General features: G+C 41.3%; 19 protein-coding genes. 3 read left to right on the top strand and 16 right to left on the bottom strand.

The window, feature by feature from the left end; all coding sequences use genetic code 11:
• Positions 1-63: 63 nt before the first annotated feature.
• A complete protein-coding gene (locus IRQ78_RS03450; RefSeq protein ID WP_194441351.1) occupies positions 64-1,107 on the top strand; it encodes an ABC transporter substrate-binding protein in 1,044 nt (347 codons plus the stop codon).
• A gap of 12 nt (positions 1,108-1,119) precedes the next feature.
• Here the strand turns inward: IRQ78_RS03450 and IRQ78_RS03445 are convergent, their stop codons facing one another.
• The 12 genes from IRQ78_RS03445 to IRQ78_RS03390 all read right to left on the bottom strand — a co-directional run bounded on the left by IRQ78_RS03445 (position 1,120) and on the right by IRQ78_RS03390 (position 15,593).
• On the bottom strand, positions 1,120-2,889 hold the full coding sequence (locus IRQ78_RS03445; RefSeq protein ID WP_194441350.1) for a sugar phosphorylase: 1,770 nt from the start codon (positions 2,887-2,889) through the stop codon (positions 1,120-1,122).
• Between the two features lie 12 nt (positions 2,890-2,901).
• A complete protein-coding gene (locus tag IRQ78_RS03440) occupies positions 2,902-4,122 on the bottom strand; it encodes a glycosyltransferase family protein (protein WP_194441349.1) in 1,221 nt (406 codons plus the stop codon).
• Positions 4,115-5,857 (bottom strand): HAD-IIB family hydrolase, encoded by a 1,743-nt coding sequence (locus IRQ78_RS03435; RefSeq protein WP_194441348.1) that lies wholly within the window; start codon positions 5,855-5,857, stop codon positions 4,115-4,117. Before IRQ78_RS03435 ends, IRQ78_RS03440 begins: the two co-directional genes overlap by 8 nt.
• A gap of 138 nt (positions 5,858-5,995) precedes the next feature.
• On the bottom strand, positions 5,996-7,234 hold the full coding sequence (locus IRQ78_RS03430; RefSeq protein WP_138599427.1) for a uracil-xanthine permease family protein: 1,239 nt from the start codon (positions 7,232-7,234) through the stop codon (positions 5,996-5,998).
• Positions 7,235-7,243: 9 nt separating this feature from the next.
• Complete coding sequence (upp, locus tag IRQ78_RS03425; RefSeq protein ID WP_054554568.1) at positions 7,244-7,873, bottom strand: uracil phosphoribosyltransferase; 630 nt, start codon at positions 7,871-7,873, stop codon at positions 7,244-7,246.
• 143 nt (positions 7,874-8,016) lie between these two features.
• Positions 8,017-8,988, bottom strand: coding sequence for a Gfo/Idh/MocA family protein (locus tag IRQ78_RS03420; RefSeq protein ID WP_194441347.1), 972 nt, complete (start codon positions 8,986-8,988; stop codon positions 8,017-8,019).
• 2 nt (positions 8,989-8,990) lie between these two features.
• Complete coding sequence (locus IRQ78_RS03415; RefSeq protein WP_194441346.1) at positions 8,991-9,938, bottom strand: aminoglycoside phosphotransferase family protein; 948 nt, start codon at positions 9,936-9,938, stop codon at positions 8,991-8,993.
• 145 nt (positions 9,939-10,083) lie between these two features.
• Positions 10,084-12,339, bottom strand: a complete 2,256-nt coding sequence (locus IRQ78_RS03410; RefSeq protein ID WP_194441345.1) for an acyl-CoA dehydrogenase — start codon at positions 12,337-12,339, stop codon at positions 10,084-10,086.
• 253 nt (positions 12,340-12,592) lie between these two features.
• Complete coding sequence (locus IRQ78_RS03405) at positions 12,593-14,125, bottom strand: phospholipase D family protein (protein ID WP_194441344.1); 1,533 nt, start codon at positions 14,123-14,125, stop codon at positions 12,593-12,595.
• A gap of 158 nt (positions 14,126-14,283) precedes the next feature.
• A complete protein-coding gene (locus IRQ78_RS03400) occupies positions 14,284-14,478 on the bottom strand; it encodes a (2Fe-2S)-binding protein (RefSeq protein ID WP_054554573.1) in 195 nt (64 codons plus the stop codon).
• 282 nt (positions 14,479-14,760) lie between these two features.
• Positions 14,761-15,261, bottom strand: coding sequence for a type II toxin-antitoxin system YhaV family toxin (locus IRQ78_RS03395; RefSeq protein ID WP_323741524.1), 501 nt, complete (start codon positions 15,259-15,261; stop codon positions 14,761-14,763).
• A 2-nt stretch (positions 15,262-15,263) separates the two neighbouring features.
• Positions 15,264-15,593 carry a type II toxin-antitoxin system PrlF family antitoxin gene (locus tag IRQ78_RS03390; RefSeq protein ID WP_194441343.1) on the bottom strand — a complete coding sequence of 110 codons (330 nt, stop codon included), beginning with the start codon at positions 15,591-15,593 and terminating at the stop codon, positions 15,264-15,266.
• Positions 15,594-16,023: 430 nt separating this feature from the next.
• Here IRQ78_RS03390 and IRQ78_RS03385 point away from each other — a divergent pair, with 430 nt between their 5' ends.
• Complete coding sequence (locus tag IRQ78_RS03385; RefSeq protein ID WP_194441342.1) at positions 16,024-16,722, top strand: hypothetical protein; 699 nt, start codon at positions 16,024-16,026, stop codon at positions 16,720-16,722.
• 57 nt (positions 16,723-16,779) lie between these two features.
• Here the strand turns inward: IRQ78_RS03385 and IRQ78_RS03380 are convergent, their stop codons facing one another.
• Complete coding sequence (locus IRQ78_RS03380) at positions 16,780-17,196, bottom strand: hypothetical protein (RefSeq protein ID WP_194441341.1); 417 nt, start codon at positions 17,194-17,196, stop codon at positions 16,780-16,782.
• Positions 17,197-17,495: 299 nt separating this feature from the next.
• On the opposite strand from IRQ78_RS03380, the gene IRQ78_RS03375 reads away from it, so the two are divergent.
• Positions 17,496-19,763, top strand: a complete 2,268-nt coding sequence (locus tag IRQ78_RS03375; protein ID WP_194441340.1) for a CHRD domain-containing protein — start codon at positions 17,496-17,498, stop codon at positions 19,761-19,763.
• Positions 19,764-19,815: 52 nt separating this feature from the next.
• On the opposite strand, the gene IRQ78_RS03370 is transcribed toward IRQ78_RS03375, so the two are convergent.
• From IRQ78_RS03370 to IRQ78_RS03360, 3 genes are all read right to left on the bottom strand, one after another.
• Entirely contained in the window at positions 19,816-20,301 is a 486-nt protein-coding gene (locus IRQ78_RS03370) for a DUF6436 domain-containing protein (RefSeq protein ID WP_082389332.1), read from the bottom strand.
• A gap of 13 nt (positions 20,302-20,314) precedes the next feature.
• Positions 20,315-21,781, bottom strand: coding sequence for a methyl-accepting chemotaxis protein (locus IRQ78_RS03365; RefSeq protein ID WP_166340753.1), 1,467 nt, complete (start codon positions 21,779-21,781; stop codon positions 20,315-20,317).
• A gap of 76 nt (positions 21,782-21,857) precedes the next feature.
• Positions 21,858-22,412 carry an isochorismatase family protein gene (locus IRQ78_RS03360; RefSeq protein ID WP_194441339.1) on the bottom strand — a complete coding sequence of 185 codons (555 nt, stop codon included), beginning with the start codon at positions 22,410-22,412 and terminating at the stop codon, positions 21,858-21,860.
• Positions 22,413-22,556 lie beyond the last annotated feature (144 nt).

Here is a 22,556-nt window from a genome sequence, read left to right as displayed (position 1 = left end):
TTACTTCAAAGCAAACGATTCGCGCTATACTTCACCATATCAACCTTTTAACCTAATCATATCATGCTAAGAACAGTATTTTTCATAATCTTGCTATTTTGCTTACCAAGTGTTTTTGCCAAACAAAGTATTATTTTTATAAACCCTGGCTATGAAAATACGAATGTCACAGGCCCATTTTGGTTTGAAGTGTCTCAGTTGATGCGTGATGCTGCCAAAGACTTTGATCTCGATTTAACGATTCATTATGCCAATCGAAATCATATTGAAATGAAGTCATTAGTAGCTAAGGCGATTAAAGCAAAGCCTGATATGCTGATTTTAGTTGACGAAAAAAGCGTGCTCACCCAACAACTTTTAAGCTTAAATAGCACCTCTACACCTATTTATTTTCTACTTAACCGCCCATCAGAATTAGAACTAAAACGTTTGATTGATCATGGCATTAAAATCGCAGGTAGTGTGGAACCCGACAACAAACAAGCAGGGCAATTACTCGCAGATAAACTGATTGAAAAAGCTCAGTACGCGGCCAATTTTCTCGCTATAAATGGCGATTACACCACCCATGCAGCACTTGATAGAGAAGAAGGTTTAAATCAAAGTGTTCAAACGCATGAGAATGCTAATATCACCGCAAAAACGGTTGCCAACTGGTCAGCAACACAAGCGTATCGCCATAGTCTTGGCTACTTTAGCCATCAATCAAACATGAATATTGTCTGGGCTGCCAACGATGCTATGGCATTAGGAGCAATTACTGCGCTTGATGAGTTAAACAAACGCAAAGATGTATTAGTTGGCGCAATAAATTGGCCGCTCAGAGCCGTAGCAGAGAAGATAGACGTCACTATCGGCGGCCATGTTACGTTGGGGGCGTTTGCTTTGGTAAATATTTATGATTTATTGAATAAACACGAAACCGCACCTATGCATCATGAAGTGGCTATTTTCAGCCAACATAACGAACAAACACTCAAGCTTGTTGAACAAATTCACAGTGATAACTTAGCAATTAACTTTCGCGTTTTCAGTAAATCAAATGAAAATCCCCTTCCCTTCAGTGTTGAATCACTTCTGTTAGAAGCAACCAAAAGCGCACTGTAAAGGGCGTTTACATTACTTATTACTGAGCCATACAGCTTGATATGGGGTTAGCGAAATTGTTTGTGTTTGCTCGGTAATTTGCTCACCGCTAATTAAATCTCGCCATTGTTCGGTACCAATCAAATTTAAGTCAGCAAGCGTAAGCGTTTGTTGCTCGTCACTAATGTTATAAACACAAAACATACTTTGCGAACGATTGATGCTTTGTCGCCAAAAACCAAAGAGCCCTTCGCTTAAATGTAACGTATATTGCGTCGCATTAGGGTGAAATGCACTTTGCGCCTTACGAATAGCCATTAGGTTTTTCATCGCTTTAAACACAGTACGATGATGGGCATTTTCGTTACTTAACTTTGCTAGTAAATCTGACTCTTGCCAGCGGTGACGATTAATCGCTCGGTTATGTTGGCTGTTTTCAAAGCGATCATAATCATTAGTAGTACCGAGTAAGCTATGAATATACAAACCAGGAATACCTTCAAGCGCAAACATAATGGCATGCGCACATAAAAATCGTGCAACCCCCCATTTATCTGGGCCTTTATGGGTACCTTGCAATGCATCAAATAAGGCAATATTTAACTCATAAGGGGTATTGGTGCCATCTGGGGCGGTACGTAATGAGACTTTACCGCCATATTTCGCAGTCGTATTTACCATTTCGGCAATTTCACTTTGCTCCAACAAGCCTTCAACGGGGCGCAAGCCAATACCATCGTGTGAAGCTATAAAGTTAAAGTATGCCGTCCCTTCTTGAGGAGGTGGCATACTCATCATCCAGTGCTTTAATGCGGTACTGTCGCCACTGAGTAAGGTATGTAATAACAGCGGTGGTAATGAAAAGTTGTAAATACAGTGCGCTTCGTTGGCATTACCAAAGTACGATAGGTTTTCGCGGTTCGGGATATTAGTTTCTGTAATAATAATCACATTAGGCTCAAAGTGCTCAATAAGGGTGCGAAGCAGCCTAATCACTTCGTGAGTTTCAGGTAAGTTAATGCAGCGGGTATTGAGTTTTTTCCATAAAAAAGCCACCGCATCAAGGCGGAAAATACGCACACCGTTATCTAAATAATGACGAATAATGCTGACAAATTCATTGAGCACATCTGGGTTAGCAAAATCAAAGTCAACTTGGTCGTGACTAAAGGTACACCACACATGCTGCAAACCATCTTTTGTTTCAACCGCTTGTAAAAGGGGCGATGTTCGCGGGCGAACAACTTGCACAAGGTCATCACTTGGGCTTGCCGTTTTAAAATACCCTTTTCCCGGCACTTTGCCCTGAATAAAGTTTTCAAACCAAACGCTGCGGCTAGAGCAATGGTTGATCACCAAATCTGCCATCAACCTAACATCCGCTGAAATATCGCGGATATGTTGCCAACTACCTAACGCTTCATTCACTTGCACATAGTTCATTACCGCGAAGCCTTCATCTGAGCTATATGGGTAAAATGGCAAGATATGCAGTGCATTAAGTTCAGGTAAGCATTGGTTTTTTACAAAGCGATGTAATGTATGCAAAGGTGGCTCTTCAGGCTTAGCAACGGCTTCATCCGTATTAGCATGACGAATAATCGAATCACCGTAAGCAATTAAAATCATATCTTGCTCATCCCAACGGTTTTTATGCGGCGTTGGGTCTCGAACAGGATCATCACCTAACATGGTATCGATTAATCTATCTGCGAGTTGTTCAAGCGTTGTTGATAGCTCAACCTCGCTGTAGATGCAGGTTAAATGCTGAATAACCCTTTGTTGCAAAAGCTCTAAAGTCACGTGCCTTCCCCGTTAAATATATTCTTTGTTATCAAGCTCTACGGCTTCTTCTAAGCGAGCAAACATCTCCGGCATTGCCGAAGCTACTCGGTTCCAACTCGGCACAAAGGGTGCTTCCATTGGATTTTCTAAAAAGTGCTGACCCGCATTCATAATATTTTGTGCAAACATTTCAACGGCTTTTTCTTCGTGGTGAATATCAAGTGTTAAGCCATTCATTAACGCATCGTTGTGATAGGTTTCAATAAAATCGAGTGCAATTCGGTAATAGGTTGCCTTTAATGAACGAATCGTTTCTGTCGTAAAGGTAACGCCTTGGGTAGCGAGCTTTCTGAATAAAGCTTTGGTGATATCAATCGACATTTTCGACAAGCCCGCCGCTTGGTTTTCTAACGATAAATCTTGGTGTTTATGATCATAGTTATCAGCAATATCGACCTGACACAAACGGTTATGCGAGTAGTTACGATACATCTCTGATAACACGCCAATTTCTAAGCCCCAGTCACTTGGAATACGAATATCGTTGAGTACATCACGGCGGAATGAAAACTCACCTGCTAATGGGTAACGAAACGAATCCATATATTCTAAATAATCGTTGCTACCTAAAATTGTTTTAAACGAACGCAATAACGGCGTTACCAGCAAACGTGACACACGGCCATTAATTTTGCCCTCAGCGGTGCGCGGATAAAACCCTTTACAAAATTCATAGTTAAAACGAGGGTGAGCAACGGGGTAAATTAAACGTGCTAATAACGCTCTGTCGTAAGTCAAAATATCGCAGTCATGCAGTGCAATTGACTCTACTTTTGAGGTTGCCAACTTATAGCCCATGCAATACCAAACATTGCGACCTTTACCTAGCTCTCGTGGCGCAACGCCCAATTTTTGTAGTTCTTTATCGAGCGCTTGTAAACGCGGGCCATCATTCCAAAGTACCTTATGAGGCTGATCAAGCTCCGCAAAAAACTGCAGTGCATGGCGATATTGGCTTTCATCAGCGCGATCTAGACCAATGGTAATTTGCGATAAATAAGGCACATGTTTCAGCTCAGTAATAATATTTTGCAGAGCGGGTCCTTCTAACTCACTGTAAAGCGAAGGCAAAATCAGGCCCATTGGGCGTTGTTTTGAAAAGCCCAACAACTCTTTTTCTAGCTCTTCTACTGGGCGGTCAGCAATATTGTGTAAGGTCGTGATAATGCCATTTTGATAAAAATCAGCCATGAGATTGCTCCTGTTTTGCTGCAAAACGCGCTTTGATGATAGTTAACGCAGAAACTTCTTGAACCCAACCTGCAGGGGCGGGCTTTTCGCTGAGCTGCCATGCTTTTTGTAATATTTGTGATTGTACTTGGCTGCCAGGGTTATTGATTAAAATAGCGGTGTCGGCCGCTTTTAGCATGGCTACATCGTTTTGACTGTCGCCAAGCGCTATCACAGTAAATGGATTGCGATAGGCTTTTTTGAACTGATTTAACAGCCACTTTTGTGCAAGTCCTTTATTGTTACCTTTGGTTAAATGGATAAAACGGCCGCCAACAAGCACTTCGTAGCCTGCTTGGCTCATTGCATCTATCAAGCCCTGCTTTTCTTCATCACTGCCCGAAAAACAAACCGGATCTGAGTACTGTCTTTGTAAAGCTAGTTCACTCTTATCAACGGGGAGCCCTGTCAATTCAGCTATTTCTTGTGCACTAAATTGGCTAAATAAGCGTACACAATGACTAAATTGACTCGCATATTGTTTAAGATCGTCGTGCAATTTATCGGTACTTTGCGTCATGGCAAAGCGCCAATAACCTTTATAGTCATCACAGCCAATCGGCTTTACTTTGAAATAGTCTTTCGGGATATAAACAGCCGCACCATTTTCCACAATAAAGGGCTGGTGATGATCCAAACCTTTTTGAATATCAGTGACTTCAGCAAAGGTTTTACTGGTGTTAAAAATCACATTGACACCGGTATCATTTAACTTTGCCAAAAATGGTTTGATCACCTCACATTCGTAACTATCGTGATCGAGCAATGTTCCATCTAAGTCAGTAAAAATAAGTGGTTGAGAAATTTGATCCGCGAGTAGCTCCATCTTGGTGATATCACGCTCAGTATCAAGCAATAGTAACGCATCAACGCTGTGCGCAAGCGTGGCTAAGTTTTCCCGCGTAATACGTTCAAAATGAGAGATAAAACGCTTTAAACTCACTTCGTCAAACGTGCCCTGCCCCTGGCCTTTTTTGGCAATTAGTTTATGCTCTTGCTCTAAGCGCCACGTATACACATCTTCAAATGAAGGCGCTTTTAACATAATGGTGTAATCGGCCATTGCGAATACATTTTGATATTCATTCGCTAAGCAACTATTTACGCAGCGACGCCAAATGCCGTCGGCATCTTCTAGTTGCTCTAATTCATTTACCGGAGTTTGCAGTTGATAAGGCTGTTGTGGAGTACTGGCTACACACCAGCCTTCAAAAAACACGATATCAATCGGCTTTTGGTTACTAGGCCACAGCTCTTTTGGCACCGGATCATCAGTTAGCTTATCAAATTGAGGTAATGGCACATCTACTTTACCAGCCAACAAAGCTGATAAGGTTTGTTCCATTAATTGCGTATCATGCGTACCCGGTACACCACGACTCGCAAACAAAGGATGAACATCTTTAGCAAGCTCATTGCGCGCAGCACGACTTAAATAAAAGTCATCGATTGATAATGACACGCTATTAAATTCGGTATTGCTATTAACCCAGGTCACTAAGAAGTCAGCGAGGGTCGTTTTACCTGAGCCTTGGCAGCCGTTAATCGCCACCAGCATAGGTTGGCCGGTCATTTTTGCGCTTAAGATATCGTGCGCGAGGGGTATAAAAAACTGCTCACTTAAGTATTGATACTTGAGTGGTAACTGATGCTTCGCTAAAAACGGGGTAATATCCACAACATTTGCCTCTTGCATAATCGCTCCTACCAGTATGACATAGAGATAAATGCAGTTAGTAGACCAGTTTTATAATTCCTTATTTTTTAGATGGTTACAAAAAAAGCGCATATTTAATGCGCTTTTTTGGTGCAATATTCAAGCAGTTTTTAAGTTCTAATCAGCTTGTTGCACTGCTTTGGGGAGAACTGCATTTAAGATAATCCCCAAAATTGCGCATAAGCTCACACCTTGTAAACTAAACTCATCACCACCGATATGCATGCCACCAATACCAAACACTAAAATCAGTGCGATGATAGTCAAGTTGCGAGGCGCGGTAAGGTCTTCACCTGATTTTACTAAGGTATTTAAACCAACAACGGCGATAGAGCCAAATAGTAAAATCATGATGCCACCCATCACAGGAACCGGAATAGTTTGTAAACCCGCGCCCATTTTTGCCACAAACGCGAGCACAATAGCGATGATAGCGGTCCAAAGCATCACGCGAGGGTTGAAGTTACGCGTAAGCATTACCGCCCCCGTTACTTCAGAGTACGTTGTATTAGGTGGACCACCAAAAATTGATGCCGCAGAGGTTGCTAAGCCATCACCTAGTAAAGTGCGGTGTAAACCTGGTTTCTTTAAATAGTCTTTACCTGTTACTTGGCTAATAGCCATCATGTCGCCAATATGTTCAATTGCTGGTGCAATGGCTACTGGCACCATAAACAAAATAGCTTGCCACTTAAACTCAGGGTAAGTAAATGCAGGCACTGCTAGCCAGTTTGCTTCAGTGACCGCATTAAATTCAACAATACCTATAAATAACGAAGCAAGGTAACCTGCTACCACACCAGCAAGAATAGGAATAAGTTTAAATACACCTTTGCCCCATACCGCAAAAATCAGCGTAACCAGTAATGATAAACCAGACACCCAAATTGCTTGATCATAAGGAACTAATTGTGCACTGCCATCCCCTGTTTTACCCATTGCCATATTCACAGCGACGGGGGCTAATGCTAAACCAATCACCATGATCACAGGGCCAACAACCACAGGCGGTAACACCTTGTGCAGTGCATTCACGCCTTTAAATTTTACAATCAAGCTAAGCGCAACATAACAAAAGCCTGCCACCATCAAACCGCCCATAGTTGCGGGAATGCCCCACATTTGTACCGAGGCGATAATAGGTGCGATGAAAGCAAAAGACGATGCTAAAAAGATAGGAACTTGGCCTTTGGTAACCACATGAAACAACAAGGTTCCTAAACCTGCGGTAAATAAAGCCACATTAGGATCAAGGCCTGTCAGTAGCGGCACAAGTACCAAGGCGCCAAATGCAACAAACAGCATTTGCGCGCCAGTTAGAATGGTTTTTAACGAAAATGTTTGATGATTTTCCACGTGAGCGCCTTACACTGTGCCAAAAATCTTGTCACCGGCATCTCCTAAGCCTGGAATGATGTATCCTTTTTCGTTTAAGTGGCTATCTAATGATGCTGTGAAAATTTCAACATCAGGGTGCGCTGCAAGGGTTTTTTCTACGCCTTCTGGCGCTGCTACTAATACAATCACTTTAATATCTTTACAGCCAGCTTTTTTAAGCATATCGATAGTTGCGATCATTGAACCACCAGTTGCCAGCATTGGGTCAATAACGAGGCTTAAGCGCTCATCAATTTTACCCACTAGTTTTTCAAAGTAAGGTACTGGCTCAAGTGTTTCTTCGTTACGCTGAAGACCAACAACACTTACTTTTGCCGCAGGTAATAACTGCATTACACCATCCATCATACCAAGGCCGGCACGAAGAATAGGCACAACAGTAATTTTTTTACCTTTGATATGCTCTACATCTAATGTTGAACCATCCCATCCAGTGATTTGTACGCTTTCTAATGGTAGGTTTTTTGTTGCTTCGTAAGTAAGCAAGGTACCTACTTCAGACGCTAGCTCACGGAAACTTTTAGTACTAATACCTTCTGCGCGCATAAGGCCAAGTTTGTGTTGAACTAACGGATGAGTAATTACATGGATAGACATAAGTAGAACCTAAATGAAATAAATTACGCCTATTTTAGCGTAAATTAATGAGCTCTACTGCAAAAAATGCACAACATTTGCATTAATTCTTTTAAATGACTTAATTTTATTCAATAAAAAGCAAACATACCTGTATAACTTCTTCAACCCGATAGTATTTTCTCCATAACCCAACTTGTATGAAGTGCGCTTTCACCGCTTGATGGGTGTGGTTGCTGAGCATGAAAATAGTTCGCCATGTTTTCAACATGATATTGTTGAATATGCGCGGGGTTATCAATTACGAACTCTTGTTTGCCCTGTGCGTTGTTAAGCAAAATCGGTTTTTCGTCAAAAACACTAAAGCTAAGCTCGCCTTCACTGCCAAAAATCATCACATCATCAAAACGATTAGATGAAGCAAAGTTCCAGCTCCCAGTGCCTGTAACACCCGATTGATGCTGCCAGTGCGCGGTAATAGCATCGAATGCTGAATATAAGCCTTGTTGATTAGCACATAAACCATGCACCTTATTAAAATCACCTAAAAGGTAAGCAAGTAAATCAAGACCATGGCTGGCTAAATCGTCAAAGTAACCTCCTCGAGCCACGTTTTGATCTGTGCGCCAGTTGTATTCACCCGATAAATCAAGGGCGTTAGGTGCTTTACTTAAATGCCAACTTACATGACGAGGCTTACCAATGGCACCTTGCTCAAGTAATTGTTTAACGTGATTAAAGCGTGGTAATGAACGGCGATAATAAGCGACAAATAGCGGCTGTTTAGCCTCTTTAAATGCTGTAACAATGTCAAGGCTATCTTGATAACTTGGCGCCAGTGGCTTTTCGATACAACACGGTTTACCTGCCGCAGCAACATCAAGAGCAAACGCTTTATGGCTATCTGGCGGCGTGGCAATATACACGGCATCAACACTGTTATCGTTAATGAGTTCGCTCGGCGATGCGAACACCTTTGCAACATTGTGGCGTTTAGCATAATCATGGGCTTTTTCTAAGTCGCGGCGTGTTATCCCAATAAGCGCAATACCTTCTGCGTGTTGATAAGCAGGGCCGCTTTTCACTTCGGTTACAGCACCACAGCCGATAATGGCAAATCGCATTGGCTTATTCATTGCTAATCCTTTATTTTTAAGTACGTTACAAATTGCTGCTGCATGTAGCCGTTTATTTTTGCATGTTCTGGGCTCCAACCGGCTAAAAAACGATAAAAATCGCTCCATGCGTAACACCAAAGCGCTCGCCAACTGCTAACGACATGCGCTGGATTGACACTCGGCTGATAACGTTTTAGTGCCTGTGTGAGGGTGTCAAAATAGCGATTTAAATAGTCATCTGCAACTGATTTTAATGCAGTATCATCTAAGCAACTGCCTAAAAAATACATGACATCAATCACCCCAACACCTTTGCCAACATATTGAAAATCATAGCCAAGAACATGCTGGTTTTGTGGCACAATAGCAAAATTGGCAAGCTTAGCATCACCATGAATTAATGTTTGGTAAGGTGACTCATTCAACGCAGTATCAATAGCGTGTGCCTGCGCTTTTAAGCTTAAATCGCTCATACGCTTTAGCTCATCGGGCCGTGTTGCTAAATGCCAATAACTACCTCGCGGCCAAAGGCCATCGGCAGAGCTTGCTAAATGAAAAGCATGAAAGTGTGCAAGCCAGTTTATAATTGCTTCAATGTCGCGGTGTGTAGCACTTGCTTGCTGGTAGCCAAGTGCACTGAAATCACTAAATAACAGCGCTTGCTTACTGCCCTCTTGGATTGCCTCAATACAATGAATAGCCGCAGCTTCATGTGGCAATTGCTTAGCGTAATGCCGATACCAATTAAATTCGACTAAGTAAGATTGCCGCTTTCTGGCAAGCGCAAAATCACTTTGTTTTATACGACTATGATTGATCTGACTTGGCACTTCAATCGCTTTAATTACCCTAGCCGCACCATCTATTTGGCAACGAATAATCTCACCGCATTCACTCCATACTGATGCCGCTTGCTGTAGCTCTGTAATGTTTGAAAAGTGAGAAGTAACAAATTGCCTAAGATCCATAACGCTCTGTAATTTATATAAACCGATGGCAATGGTAGGTGATATTGGCTATTGGTACAACGACCTATAAGCAATAAAAAACCCGTGCTAAGCACGGGTTTTCGAAGATAAAGTCCTAATACTGCTCAGGACTTGCATTGTTGAATTACTCGTTTACCACACTTTTAAGTGGGTTTACTGGCTTTGCATTGTCATCCAGTAAGTTCATGTCAAAGTCGAACTCATCAACACGAATCGCTTTTTCACGTTTCTTGTTGTAATCAATCAGTTTTGCATACTCTTCTTCGTTGATAACACTTGCAACAAGTGCATTATCAAGCGTTTCTGCAAAACGAACACCCGGCTTAATAGTTTTAGCACGCAGTGCTTTTTTAACTTTTGCAAGTAAATCAAGGCACGCCATTTTCGCTTTGTACGCTTGCTCATTGATGTAATGACCATCACCTTCAATTGGGTTAACCAAGTGAGTGATTTGCGCTTTAAATACGGTATCCATCTGCGCTTGAGTCGCAAGTTCACGGATTAAATCATCGCTGATCTTAGGCATTTTCATTGAGTGGTTCATCGTAATGAAACGCATAAACTTACGAGTACCACTTGCAGGGAAGTTATCTAAGAACTTATGCAATGCTTCTTCAGCGCTTTGTAGTGCAAAGCGAGTCGCATAGTGGAAGTAAGGCGCAGCTTGCTCACGTTCACTGCTTGCTACTTTTTGCTCGTAATATTTAATTGATGCCATCGCCGCATACAAGAAGCTCATTACGTCGCCTAAACGTGCAGATAACATTTCTGCTTGCTTAAGTTTGCCGCCCAGTACCAATAACGAGAAGTCAGCGTAAACTGCTAGTTTTGCAGATAATTTATGCGCTGCTTTTTCGTATTCACGTACTTCGGGTAGTGACGATTTAGCACCGGCAGTAAACGGTAATACACCTAAACGGAAAGCACGTAAGCTGTTAGCTACGCTGTAACCTACTGTTTTACGTAAGATGCTGTTGAATTCTTTATCTGCATTTTTGTCTTCGCTATGGATAGACTCAACCATAGATTGAAGGTAAGGGTGACAACGCATTACACCTTGGCCAAAAATCATTAGGTTACGAGTAAGAATGTTTGCACCTTCAACCGTGATTGCGATTGGTTGTGCAACATATCCACTTGCTAATGTATTTTGCGGGCCATTTTGAATTGCTTTACCTGCTTGAATATCCATTGCTGAATCAAGCACGTTACGACCAATTTCTGTCATGTGGTATTTCGCAATCGCAGTGACGACAGATGGTTTTAAGCCCATGCCTAAACCTTCTGTTGTTAATACACGCATTGCTTCTTGAAGATAAGTTTTACCTGCAATATCAGCAAGCTTTTCTTGGATACCTTCGAATTGACCAATCGCCAGACCAAACTGCTCGCGTACTGCTGCGTACTCAGAAGCACCTTTAAATGCTACCTGTGATGAACTAACACCTAGTGCCGGTAAAGAGATACCACGGCCTGCACCTAAACAGCTAACCAGCATCTGCCAGCCACGGCCGATGTTCTTTTGACCACCAATGATGAAGTCCATTGGTACAAATACTTTTTCACCGCGAGTCGTACCGTTGTAAAAACGGATACCCATAGGATCATGACGATTACCAAGTTCAACACCAGGGTGATCTTTAGGAATTAGCGCACAGGTAATACCGAGGTTTTCTTTGCCACCGAGTAAACCATCAGGGTCAACTACTTTAAATGCTAAACCTAATACTGTCGCAATTGGCGCAAGTGTGATGTAACGTTTGTCCCAGGTAATTTCTAAACCTAGCACTTCTTCGCCATTAAACTGACCACGTTTAACAACACCGATATCTGGAATACCACCCGCATCTGAACCCGCTTCTGGGCTAGTTAGTGCGAAACAAGGAATGTCGCGACCATTTGCAAGACGTGGTAAGTAGTGATCTTGTTGCTCTTTAGTACCAAAGTGAAGTAATAGCTCACCTGGGCCTAATGAGTTAGGAACCATCACGGTTACCGCAACCGCAGAACTCTTAGTCGCGATAGTCGCAACGATTGTTGAGTTTGCATATGGGCTGAATTCTAAACCGCCGAATGATTTAGGAATGATAAGCGAGAAGAAGCGCTCTTTTTTCAAGAAATCAAGAATGTAGTCAGGAAGATGAACACCATTTTGAATTTCAGAATCATCAATCATTGATAATAATTCTTTCACAGGGCCATCTAAGAATGCTTGCTCTTCAGCGCTCAGCTTAGCTGCTGGCACGTCACGAAGTGCATCGAAATCAGGTTTACCTTGGTAGATTGAACCTTCTAACCAAACATCACCCGCATCTAACGCTTCTTGTTCTGTAATTGAAATACTAGGTAATACTTTTTTTAATTTTGTACGTAAGCTCATAATAAACTCATCCGACCAGATAGCAATACCTACATTACGTCATAAAATAAGCAATAGATCAATTGGTCCAACCAGTTTTTTTAACATTTTTTTATATTTATTTTTTCTTTGCATGCTAAGCACTTGAATACAATGGGTTTACACGTGTAAGCTCAAACGCTATTTTTTATCCCAAAATGGTTAACAACTAAAGGCTGACAATAAAAAGCCCAACTAAAAAGTTGGGCTTACGTGTAAATGCTGAAGGAATGCTTTATAGCTCATCCTCGATAGGGAATAACGAAATAAACCACACTTGAAAGCGTCGCCAAGAAGACGTTTGTGGCTCTTCATCAAATTGCTCATTACTCACTGTGTCGAGCCAAACTAAATCATCATCCTTTAAATCAACTTTCCAAGCATACTCAGCCATATCAGTATCAACCCACTTTGATAGTGATCGGCTTAATTTAGAGCTGTTGATCAATACACCCATTTCAGTATTTAAATCAAGTGAGCGAGGGTCAAGGTTCATGGTACCGACAAAGACCTTTTCATCATCAAAGGTCATGGTTTTTGCGTGTAGGCTTGCTTGTGATGACCCAGTAACCTTACGCCCTGCTTTGCGCTTAACGGCCATCAAGTCACTTGGCTTTAATTCCCAAAGTTTTACCCCTCCAGAAATTAAATCTTTGCGGTACTTTTTATATCCTGCATGCACAGCTGAGACATCAGTGGCGGCTAGTGAATTTGTTAGCACAGTAACGTTAACGCCCTGCCGCACCCAGTTTGTTAGCAACTTAACGCCTTGCTCTTTGGGAATAAAGTAAGGCGAAATGATAATAACTCTTTGCTGTGGTTGCCCAAGTCTTTTAAGTAAACGTGGCGACATATTTGACGACTTTTCACGTACATCATTTAAAACCTTATCAGGATGGTCAAAAAACAGCTCTGAGGTTTGCCAGTCAAATGTAATTTCGTCATCAAGCAAGCGTTTAACAAACTCGCTTTCATGTAGCTGCTGAACATAATTGCTCTGTCGGTTTTGTTCAACATAGCTCGACAATGTTTTAGTGATATCTATAAGTGATTGTTCATCACGTTTACCGTGTAAATCTTCAACTGGATAAGACAATTGATGATTCCAATATAAATCAAATGCTTTAGATGCATTTGGAACAATTTCACCAACACTCATAACATCTAAATCAATAAACTCAGAATGATCTTCAGCCGAAAAGTACGCATTACCAATGTTTCGCCCACCAGTAATAAAAATACGATTATCGACTATAAAGCTCTTATTATGCATGCGCCTAGAAAGCTGTCTAAAGTTGGTAATAAAGCCGAGCGCCCTAAAACGACGGTTAGGAAATGGATTAAATAATCGAACTTCAATATTTGGATGTACAGCCAGTGCGGCTAAATCAAGCTCACTGTCGGCTTGCGATAAGTCATCGAGCAACAAGCGAATTCTTACCCCCCTATCTGCGGCTTTTAATAAAAAGGCCGTAAATAAAATGGTGGTTTGCTGCCTGTGGTATAAATAGTACTGCACATCAATGGTGTGCTCTGCAGAATCAATGAGCGCCAACCTAGCTACAAAGGCATCGACCCCATCTGCTAAAGGATAAAACCCTGATAACCCAGGATGATTATTACCCACTGCATCTCCTATGGTACTGGGTGTATCTGCTGCAATGGCATAGCTTGGTTGAATGGACTCTCGTGAAGGTAATTGCGCGCAGCCCGCGGTGATTAAAATGAGTACTGCACAAAAAAGTGATTTTGAAGAGTCTATTATCATGGCTTCCTACCAATGACCGTGTGATACACGTATCTGCTTTGTTATAACCCTAATAAATGAAGGGGTTAAAAGCAAATAAAAACTCGTAAGTATGGGGATTAATTAGAACAATTAAACAAAGGAAAAATTGTTAAGCACGCATGCTTAAGAGCAAGTAATTACGCTACTTGCTCAGTGATATCTGCAATTTCGATCAGTTTGCGATTAAGAATTTTTTTACAACAACCGCAACACTTGCCGCACTGGCTACCCACTTGCAGCTCTTTTGATAAATCGCGCATCGTCATAGCGCCATCATCAATTGTTTGTTCGATTTTTTTATCAGTCACACCATGACATAAACAGATATACATGAATGCAAACCACTCTCATTTCTCTTGATGGTCAGCATATTAATCTAAACGGTAATAGTTCGCAATAGTGTTATAGGCAATATTTGCATAACTTTTATACCAATATTTCATAAATGGCACACAGCTAAAAATTTTCCCTTATGATTTGGGCAGTTAGTTAAAGGCGAGTAAAGAAAAATTTTTAACTTTTTTGAGGGGTGGTTAGTGTTGCAGTTGAAAGAAAAAGAGAGGATGGCTCAGATACAGAGCATTAGGCGATGAAAAAACAAAGAACCCAACACTTCAACAACTGGAAAAACACGCGCCTTGATTATGGGAAGAGCAACTCGTCCTTAGCTGCTTTAAAAGTTCATCCCATCCCTCAGGTGGATGACCAGAATTTAACATCTTTTCGAATACTTTGTAGGCATAGGTTTTACTACCGTATGCACGTTTATTATTTTCATCATTGACCCATGCATAAACGATGATTTTTGACCCTAAATGATATCGAAAAAACAAACGGTATTGTTGGAAGAACTTTGCTCGAAACCAGTGCTTGTTATCATCACCTAATGTGCTTCCTTGACGAAACTCAGGGCTGGTAGGATCGTGCGGTATTAGTTCAAAGATTAACCGTTGAATAGCGGCTAATCGTTTCGTGGCATTTTTTTTAAGGTAGCCCTTTGGATCTTTATTCCGAAGAGCCTCAACTTGAACTTTAAGGCTTATGTATTGCTCTTTAAACAATGGATGAGTGTAAAGTGTCCAACCATTTACGGCCATTGGTATCGTTTTTTGCAAACTTACTCGTCCTCATCCAATAACGGAGCATCTAAATCGATTTCAACACCTTCAATCAACACATCAACGTTTTCTCGCACACTTGCTGATAACGGTTCTATTCTTTCAGGGTGAGCCTGCATATCACGCGCTATGAATGATAAAAACTCGCCAAGTACAGGATCGCTTTCTTGCACTGCTGCACGCGAAATAACAACGCTGCCATCAGATTGAATCGTGTATTTAATTTTATCTTTTTTACCTAAGTGCAACGCCTTACGAACAGGGCTAGGCACCGTAGTTTGAAAACGGTCTGTCAATGTTGATTCAGTTTCTAAAGCAACTTGTGCCATAACAACCTCTGTCTTTTATTTGCTTCATTAGCTTTGATTTTAGTACGAACGAACAGGCAATGCAAATGCATTACCTTTTTAAAATGAGCTAGAAAATACTCAAGTTGCTTAATGCTATAAGGGGGGACTTGTCTAGACCTCAGCTAGCTGAGTGTGCGCTCATTCCCTCACGACGTAACATGATACAAAGCACCTGCAAACTCTAATCGTAATGGCCTAGCCATCCTTTCACGTATCAATCTTGGTTAGTTAATAACTAAAAATTAGGCTTCAATATGCTAAAGGGCAAAAGAAAGACCTGAGCCTGTTGGCTACTCGTTATGATAAATAAACCATTTTTAAATAACACAACAAAGCCAACCCTTTAGTTGGTAATAAAGCACTGCGTTTGCTATTTTACGTCTAATACTAAATCTGTAACCGAGGACACATGGAAGCGCCTACTTTTGAATTAACCCGTGATAACTTTAACTCAATCTTTTTTCAGACTTTCATAAAAACGAAAGTGCAACCTGAAATACCTATCATAAGATGCGCAGTGCCTTTACCGAAAGCACAGAAATTCAAGGCAAAATTAATTACTGCCGTTATTTTCATTATTGAATGTCACCTTGTTTGGAAAACACAATCCGGTGCAGGTGCAATTGCCGCTGTGGTCATTACTTATCTCAGTTATTTTTTAATTCAGATGTTTATTGCCAATAAGCGTTATTTCATCCATGAATCTCCCTTGTGTGAAATTAAAATAAACAAAGAAGAGGTTTACCTGCCTGCACTTTTATTCGATGACAGAAAAGCACGAACACTTAAAAGAGAAGATTTACTTAATGTTGAGGCCGTATGGAATTTTACGCGCACCAAAAGCGGCTACGATATTAACGATCCACAACCTAGGCGTGCCTATCTATTTTCTGTTATTTTTAAAACTCGCTATGGTGATTCAATTCCTTTAAATGACTGGAGCTTAGAACATCCTGAGCTTTTCAAGACACTTGTTGAGTATGATTACCCAGTAACTATGATCAGAACAGCCAAACGCGGGTCACCAATAACAGTTCACATAAAATGGTTCTTCCTATTTACCTTTATATGTACTCTCATCTACTCACTTATAAAGTATGTAATTTAGCGGACTTATAAATATGCAATTGGCAAAGTAACTGCGAACAAGCGCTTTGCCTTAAACTTACGCTTTATTGTTAAACAGCATACCAGAGTGATTACTAGAAGTAGGAGCAAACAATGAGTTTATCATCGTAGAAACATTACTTTTTACGGCAAGCTGGACTGCATTTATTTCTTCATCAAGTTGTTTATTAAGCTCTAGTAACTCACTTTCTCGTTGTTCTGGAGCTAGGTCTTTATTGCTTTTTAAACTATTAATCTTATTTTGTAACTCCTTTATTTTTACTACTAGCTCTTGTTGTGTTTGTGATGTCTTTGGTTGAGCCTCAACTTCCGGTTCAGAATCAACTCCCGCTTCTTGTTGTTTAGAGCCTTGAAGGGTTGTTGCTCTTTCACTTGCTGGGTTTAGCTCATTTTTATTTTGCTGATCTAATAATGGTTCTTTTAGGAATGAAGAAGTGTACGAAGTTAGCTGCATAGTTTTCCTATCGTTAATTTTTTGGCGTTTAGCTATAAACTTTTTAAAATCAAACTAGATGCACGATCCGTACCCATTTGAAACCCAAAAGCCATTATACGGCTAAATATGTCAAATCCTCTAAAGTTAGCGTTATTAAACTTTAACTTTTGAATCCTCACTTCAAATAAACCAACACTAAAGAACTACTTTTTAACTTTTAAACAACCTTTTTTGATCTTTTTTTAAACACCGCCCGTACGCCTTATTGAAGTGGACACGTCGTAACGTCCGAACATACAAAGATATAAGGAACAACGATGAAATACATACTCCTGGCTAGCAGCTTACTTTTTCTCACCGCGTGTAGCGATGATGATAATACCGAAGTTGTTACCCCAACCCCAGTTCAAGAATTCACTCCAAGTAAAACCTATTCTGTAACTTTAAGTGGCAAACAAGAAGTGCCAATGAATGACTCAATGCAAACAGCGACTGCAACGGTAGAGCTTGACGAAAGTTTAATGCAATTTCGTGCAACACTTGATGCAAGCTCAGTCGAAGGTTTTACCGCAGCACACATCCATGACGGCGATTTGGGCGCTAATGGTGATGTTGCTTTTGCATTTGAAGCCACTACCGATGGTATGTATGAAGTCGCAATTACCGACCTTGATGAAAGCCTAATTGCTGATTTAATGGATGGCGATTGGTATATAAACCTTCATACCGAACAGTATGCAAACGGTGAACTTCGTGCGCAAATTGTGCCAGATACAACGAGTATCATCACGTTTGTTTTAAATGGCGATCAACAAGTGCCTATGAACGACAGTGACGCAATGGGTTATGGCTATGCATCTTATGACAGCGCCACGACAGAATTACGGCTTCGCGCGGTGACTATGGGTGTTGATGACGCAACAGCAGCTCATATCCACACGGGTAAATTAGGCTCAAATGGTGACGTATTCGTAACTTTAGAGCAAGACGACGAAGTCATGACTGACTGGGTTGTACCAGAAAATACCATGATCGACAGCGACACTCTGGCAGTACTTTTAGACGGCGGTCACTATGTTAATGTTCATACGCCTGAATTTGCCGGTGGCGAAATTCGCGGCCAAATCTTAACAGACAACTATGCAGTTGCGACCTTTGACTTAAGTGGTAATCAAGAAGTGCCTATGGTCAGCACCATGGCTGATGGTGATGGTTATGCCCTTGTTGATACAACAGACTACAGCGTAGAGCTTACTGTTGTAACATCAGGCTTAGACGATGCAAGTGCTGCGCATATTCATACAGGTCGTATCGGGACTAATGGCGATGTATTAGTGGCTCTTGAACAATCAATGGACGACAGTAACGTCTGGATGACACCAAGCAACACACAAATCAACGCGGATATTTTTGCAGTGCTGGCTTCTGGCGGTCACTATGTCAATGTTCATACACCTGCTAATGCTGGCGGCGAGCTTCGTGGGCAAATCCTAACCAGTAACTATGGTTTTACGAGCTTTAAACTAAGCGGTGAGCAAGAAGTTCCTGCTGTCGAATCTGATGCAAGTGGTGAAGGTTATGCATTAATTAACATGGATAACTATGGCTTAGAGCTATTAGTAAACACAATGGGTGTTGATGATGCGACAGGTGCACACATTCATACTGGCCGGATTGGCACCAATGGCGACGTTCTAGTAGCGCTTGAGCAGTCAACAACTGATGCAGGCATGTGGATGACGCCAGCAAATACCATGATCAACGCAGAGATCTTCGAGGTACTTGCATCAGGTGGTCATTACGTTAACGTACATACACCTGCTAACACGGGTGGCGAAATTAGAGGTCAGATCCTAACAGATAACTATCAACTTGTTACTTTCCCACTTAGTGGTATGCAAGAAGTTCCAGCGGTTGATACGATGGCATCAGGTAGTGGTTATGCATTAGTTAACATGGATAACTACCATCTAGAATTAAGAGCGTTAACCGAAGGTGTGAGTGACGCCACTGCTGCTCACATTCATACGGGTCGTATAGGCACCAATGGCGACGTTCTTGCCGCGTTAGAGCAATCAAGCGATAACATGAACTTATGGCAAACACCTGAAAATACCATGATTAATGCAGATATTTTTGCAGTACTTGCATCAGGTGGTCATTACGTTAATGTGCATACTCCTGCTAACCCAAGTGGCGAACTTCGCGGTCAAATCCTTACCGACAACTATGTGTTTGTCACCTTTCCGCTAAGTGGTGAACAAGAAGTACCTGCGGTCACAACGGATGCGTCTGGCGATGGTTATGCGCTAGTGAATACCAATGATTACAGTGTTGAGTTGCAAGTGCTTACATCAGGTGTAAGCGATGCAACTGCTGCCCATATTCATACCGGTGTAGCAGGTGAAAATGGCCCAGTGTTAGCTCCACTTGTACAAGACAGTGATGATATGAATCGCTGGATGAGTAGCACAGGCTTAATGATAGACGCCGATATCTTTTCAGTTTTAGCTTCAGGCGGTCATTATGTAAACATTCATACCCCTGCAAACCCAAGCGGTGAGATACGAGGCCAAATTCAATAAATATTAAATACAGAGGCCAACATACTTGGCCTCTTTTACTTACCTTTCAAGCTCAATTAATTTCACAATAACATCCCTCGGCGTCTGAATTAATAAACTGGCTATTAAAACCCGCTCGTAAGTTTGCAATTACTAACTCAACAAAGCCATTCTGACTTGAACACGCGAGTCCTTTTGATAATGGCCCTGCATACACAAGCTGTTGATTTTCAGAAACAAGTACTGCGGCAGGTTGAGCGGGTAATATTGCAGCAACCGCAGATGTTGGTTTAAGTTTTATTACTTCAATACCGTGCTCTGCTGCATAGCTGCTAAGGCTTGTTATGTGCGGTTGTGAGCGCTCTGAGCATACACAGGTATTTTCATCAATAATGTACAAGGTATCTGTATGGGTGATGCCAAGTCCCATACTTTGTTGAAATGTAGTCAGCCAGTTAGCTGTTGCCAGCTTTTTATCTGGATCAAAGGTGCTTGCTTGTTGAGAATAAGCAAATACCAAGGCTAATGCCACAGAGGCAACCCAAAGTAGAGTTGCCATTATCAGCCATTTGCTATTTGAATTTAGCAATACCTTGCTCCAGTACATCGATACTTACATCAATTAACTGTACGCGATCGGTGAGTTTTTCAATCATCAGATTATCGTTGGCTTGGTTAGCAATTAAGGCTTGTGAATTATCGGCAATAGCACGCGTATTACCCGCTTGATTTTGCACTACATGTGCAACCGATTGTGAGCTGCTTGCAGCAACATTCACCTGCTCTGTCATCTCGGTAATTTGCAACTTCATCTGCGAACTAATGGCCGACAACTGCTCTATAAGCGCAACACTACCCTGCATCGACTTAGTTGATGAGGCGCTATTTTGCATCAAACTTTCAAGCGTATTGGTTATTTTATCTGTCGTGTGTTTACTGCGCGTTGCCAAGTTTCTCACTTCATCAGCCACCACCGCAAAGCCACGGCCTTGTTCTCCAGCACGGGCGGCTTCAATTGCAGCGTTTAGTGCAAGTAAGTTTGTTTGCTCAGCAATTGACGAAATTTCATTGAGTAATTCTGAGATATGCGAACATGCACTCACCAGCTGGCTAATATTTTGGTCAGCCTCTTGAAGATTATTAGCAAGCTCAGCTGTTTTGCTGTCGGTATTCGCCACTTCATTGAGTGCCTCTGTAGCACTTAAATGGAGCTGCTCAAATTGTGTTTGTAGTTCATTACTTTCTTGTTCAACTTGGGCAAAGCCTTCGGCGACTCGCTCGCCTGACTGCGCGATATCTGCAGATAACTGCTCACGATGAAGTGCTTGCTCATGTAACTCGTCGTGTACTTCAAGCAATTGTTTAGACTGATTTTTTAAAACACTACTTTGGCTTTGAACATCACCGATCACACTTGATACAAAACCCAGTAAGCGGTTAAAGCCCGCCACGGCTTCACTGTGGGAGTCGTCTGCTCTTAAACTTATATTAATGCTGTTTTCGTCAGCCATTATTTGCTCAGTCGTTGTACTTAACGATAAGCCAGAACTGCGTTCGCGGTGAAGGGTTTTAGCAATGTAACCCGCTACAATTGCTTCAACAATGGCATACACAGCATGGATAAGTACGGTGCTAAAGTACAATCGGTCTGGGTCAAAAACATATAAGCCAACTTCGTTGATCTGTAAAAAATAAAAGCTCAAATGGTGAACGGCCACAAAAGCAAGTGCAGTTATAAACACGCGCCATTCAACAAACATGATCAATACGGCCATTAAAATGAAAATTTCAAAATGTACTTCAATGAGGCCGTAGCTTTGTTGGATGTGTAAAAACGAAAACATCATGCAACCGGCAGCAACAACGTGGGCTGTTAATTTGCTCGTTGGGTATTGATGGAGCATCCAAAGTGGTAAAGACAGCAATAATAAACCAGTTACCACACCGGTAATTAGGGTCGAATAGATAAAGCCTAAAACCAAAGACTCAACAAACAATAAAAGGAACAAATAAGTAAAAAGGCGGCGCACACTCGTCATAGATAAAGCCTTAATGATTAAATACTTTACAAAAATACAATTAATCGAGCCAATACGGTTCGAACCGCATCGTGGTTCACTTTATTAATTGCAATAATGCTCTAAATTGATCGGTCCCTGCTTTTTCTAGCCATTGAAATATCACACTTTCTGTACAGGTAATAATAGCACCTGCTGCCAATAGCTGCTTAATTGCTAACTCTTTGTGTTTTTCGTTGCGTGATGCAATGGCATCTTCAACCACAAACACCTGATAGCCATTAGCAATTAAGTCTAAACAGGTTTGCAGTACACACACATGCGACTCTGTACCCGTCACCACTATTTGCTTACGATTGAAGCCAGCTAATTGTTGGTTAAATTGCACTTCTTGGCATGCGCTAAAATGTATTTTGTGATAGCAATTATTACCATTTATGAAGGGTAAAAGCTGTTCACTACTTTTACCTAACTTGGTTGGGTTTTGTTCAGTAAATAAATACGGAATGTCTAAAGCTTTAGCTGCATTTATCAACTTTTCGGTGTAATTAACAGCTTGGCCAAAGTCGCTTATGACAGGCTCAAGCCCTGCTTGAAGGTCAATAATTAATAACAAGGCATGATTCTTTTGACTTATAAATGAATGACGCATAACTTTCCCTTAGGTTGCCTATGGGCTATTTATAGCACAGCTAACACTATGTTGTACCTTAATTAAACATTTACTAATTTATCTTTTCAGCTGACTCAATAACATTCATAATTGTGCTATATTTTGTTAAAAATTATATGCAAA

It is taken from the genome of Pseudoalteromonas simplex (assembly GCF_015278155.1).
GTDB classification, from domain to species: domain Bacteria; phylum Pseudomonadota; class Gammaproteobacteria; order Enterobacterales; family Alteromonadaceae; genus Pseudoalteromonas; species Pseudoalteromonas simplex.
Note: the sequence above shows the minus strand (reverse complement) of the source record. Positions and strands in the feature narration are given on the sequence as shown.

Coding starts and splice junctions, on each gene's coding strand:
- IRQ78_RS03375 (WP_194441340.1), top strand. CDS start 17,496: ATGAAATACATACTCCTGGCTAGCAGCTTACTTTTTCTCACCGCGTGT.
- upp (WP_054554568.1), bottom strand. CDS start 7,873: ATGTCTATCCATGTAATTACTCATCCGTTAGTTCAACACAAACTTGGC.
- IRQ78_RS03390 (WP_194441343.1), bottom strand. CDS start 15,593: ATGGCACAAGTTGCTTTAGAAACTGAATCAACATTGACAGACCGTTTT.
- IRQ78_RS03385 (WP_194441342.1), top strand. CDS start 16,024: ATGGAAGCGCCTACTTTTGAATTAACCCGTGATAACTTTAACTCAATC.
- IRQ78_RS03440 (WP_194441349.1), bottom strand. CDS start 4,122: ATGGCTGATTTTTATCAAAATGGCATTATCACGACCTTACACAATATT.
- IRQ78_RS03450 (WP_194441351.1), top strand. CDS start 64: ATGCTAAGAACAGTATTTTTCATAATCTTGCTATTTTGCTTACCAAGT.
- IRQ78_RS03405 (WP_194441344.1), bottom strand. CDS start 14,125: ATGATAATAGACTCTTCAAAATCACTTTTTTGTGCAGTACTCATTTTA.
- IRQ78_RS03400 (WP_054554573.1), bottom strand. CDS start 14,478: ATGTATATCTGTTTATGTCATGGTGTGACTGATAAAAAAATCGAACAA.
- IRQ78_RS03410 (WP_194441345.1), bottom strand. CDS start 12,339: ATGAGCTTACGTACAAAATTAAAAAAAGTATTACCTAGTATTTCAATT.
- IRQ78_RS03365 (WP_166340753.1), bottom strand. CDS start 21,781: ATGACGAGTGTGCGCCGCCTTTTTACTTATTTGTTCCTTTTATTGTTT.
- IRQ78_RS03415 (WP_194441346.1), bottom strand. CDS start 9,938: ATGGATCTTAGGCAATTTGTTACTTCTCACTTTTCAAACATTACAGAG.
- IRQ78_RS03380 (WP_194441341.1), bottom strand. CDS start 17,196: ATGCAGCTAACTTCGTACACTTCTTCATTCCTAAAAGAACCATTATTA.
- IRQ78_RS03370 (WP_082389332.1), bottom strand. CDS start 20,301: ATGGCAACTCTACTTTGGGTTGCCTCTGTGGCATTAGCCTTGGTATTT.
- IRQ78_RS03420 (WP_194441347.1), bottom strand. CDS start 8,988: ATGAATAAGCCAATGCGATTTGCCATTATCGGCTGTGGTGCTGTAACC.
- IRQ78_RS03360 (WP_194441339.1), bottom strand. CDS start 22,412: ATGCGTCATTCATTTATAAGTCAAAAGAATCATGCCTTGTTATTAATT.
- IRQ78_RS03435 (WP_194441348.1), bottom strand. CDS start 5,857: ATGCAAGAGGCAAATGTTGTGGATATTACCCCGTTTTTAGCGAAGCAT.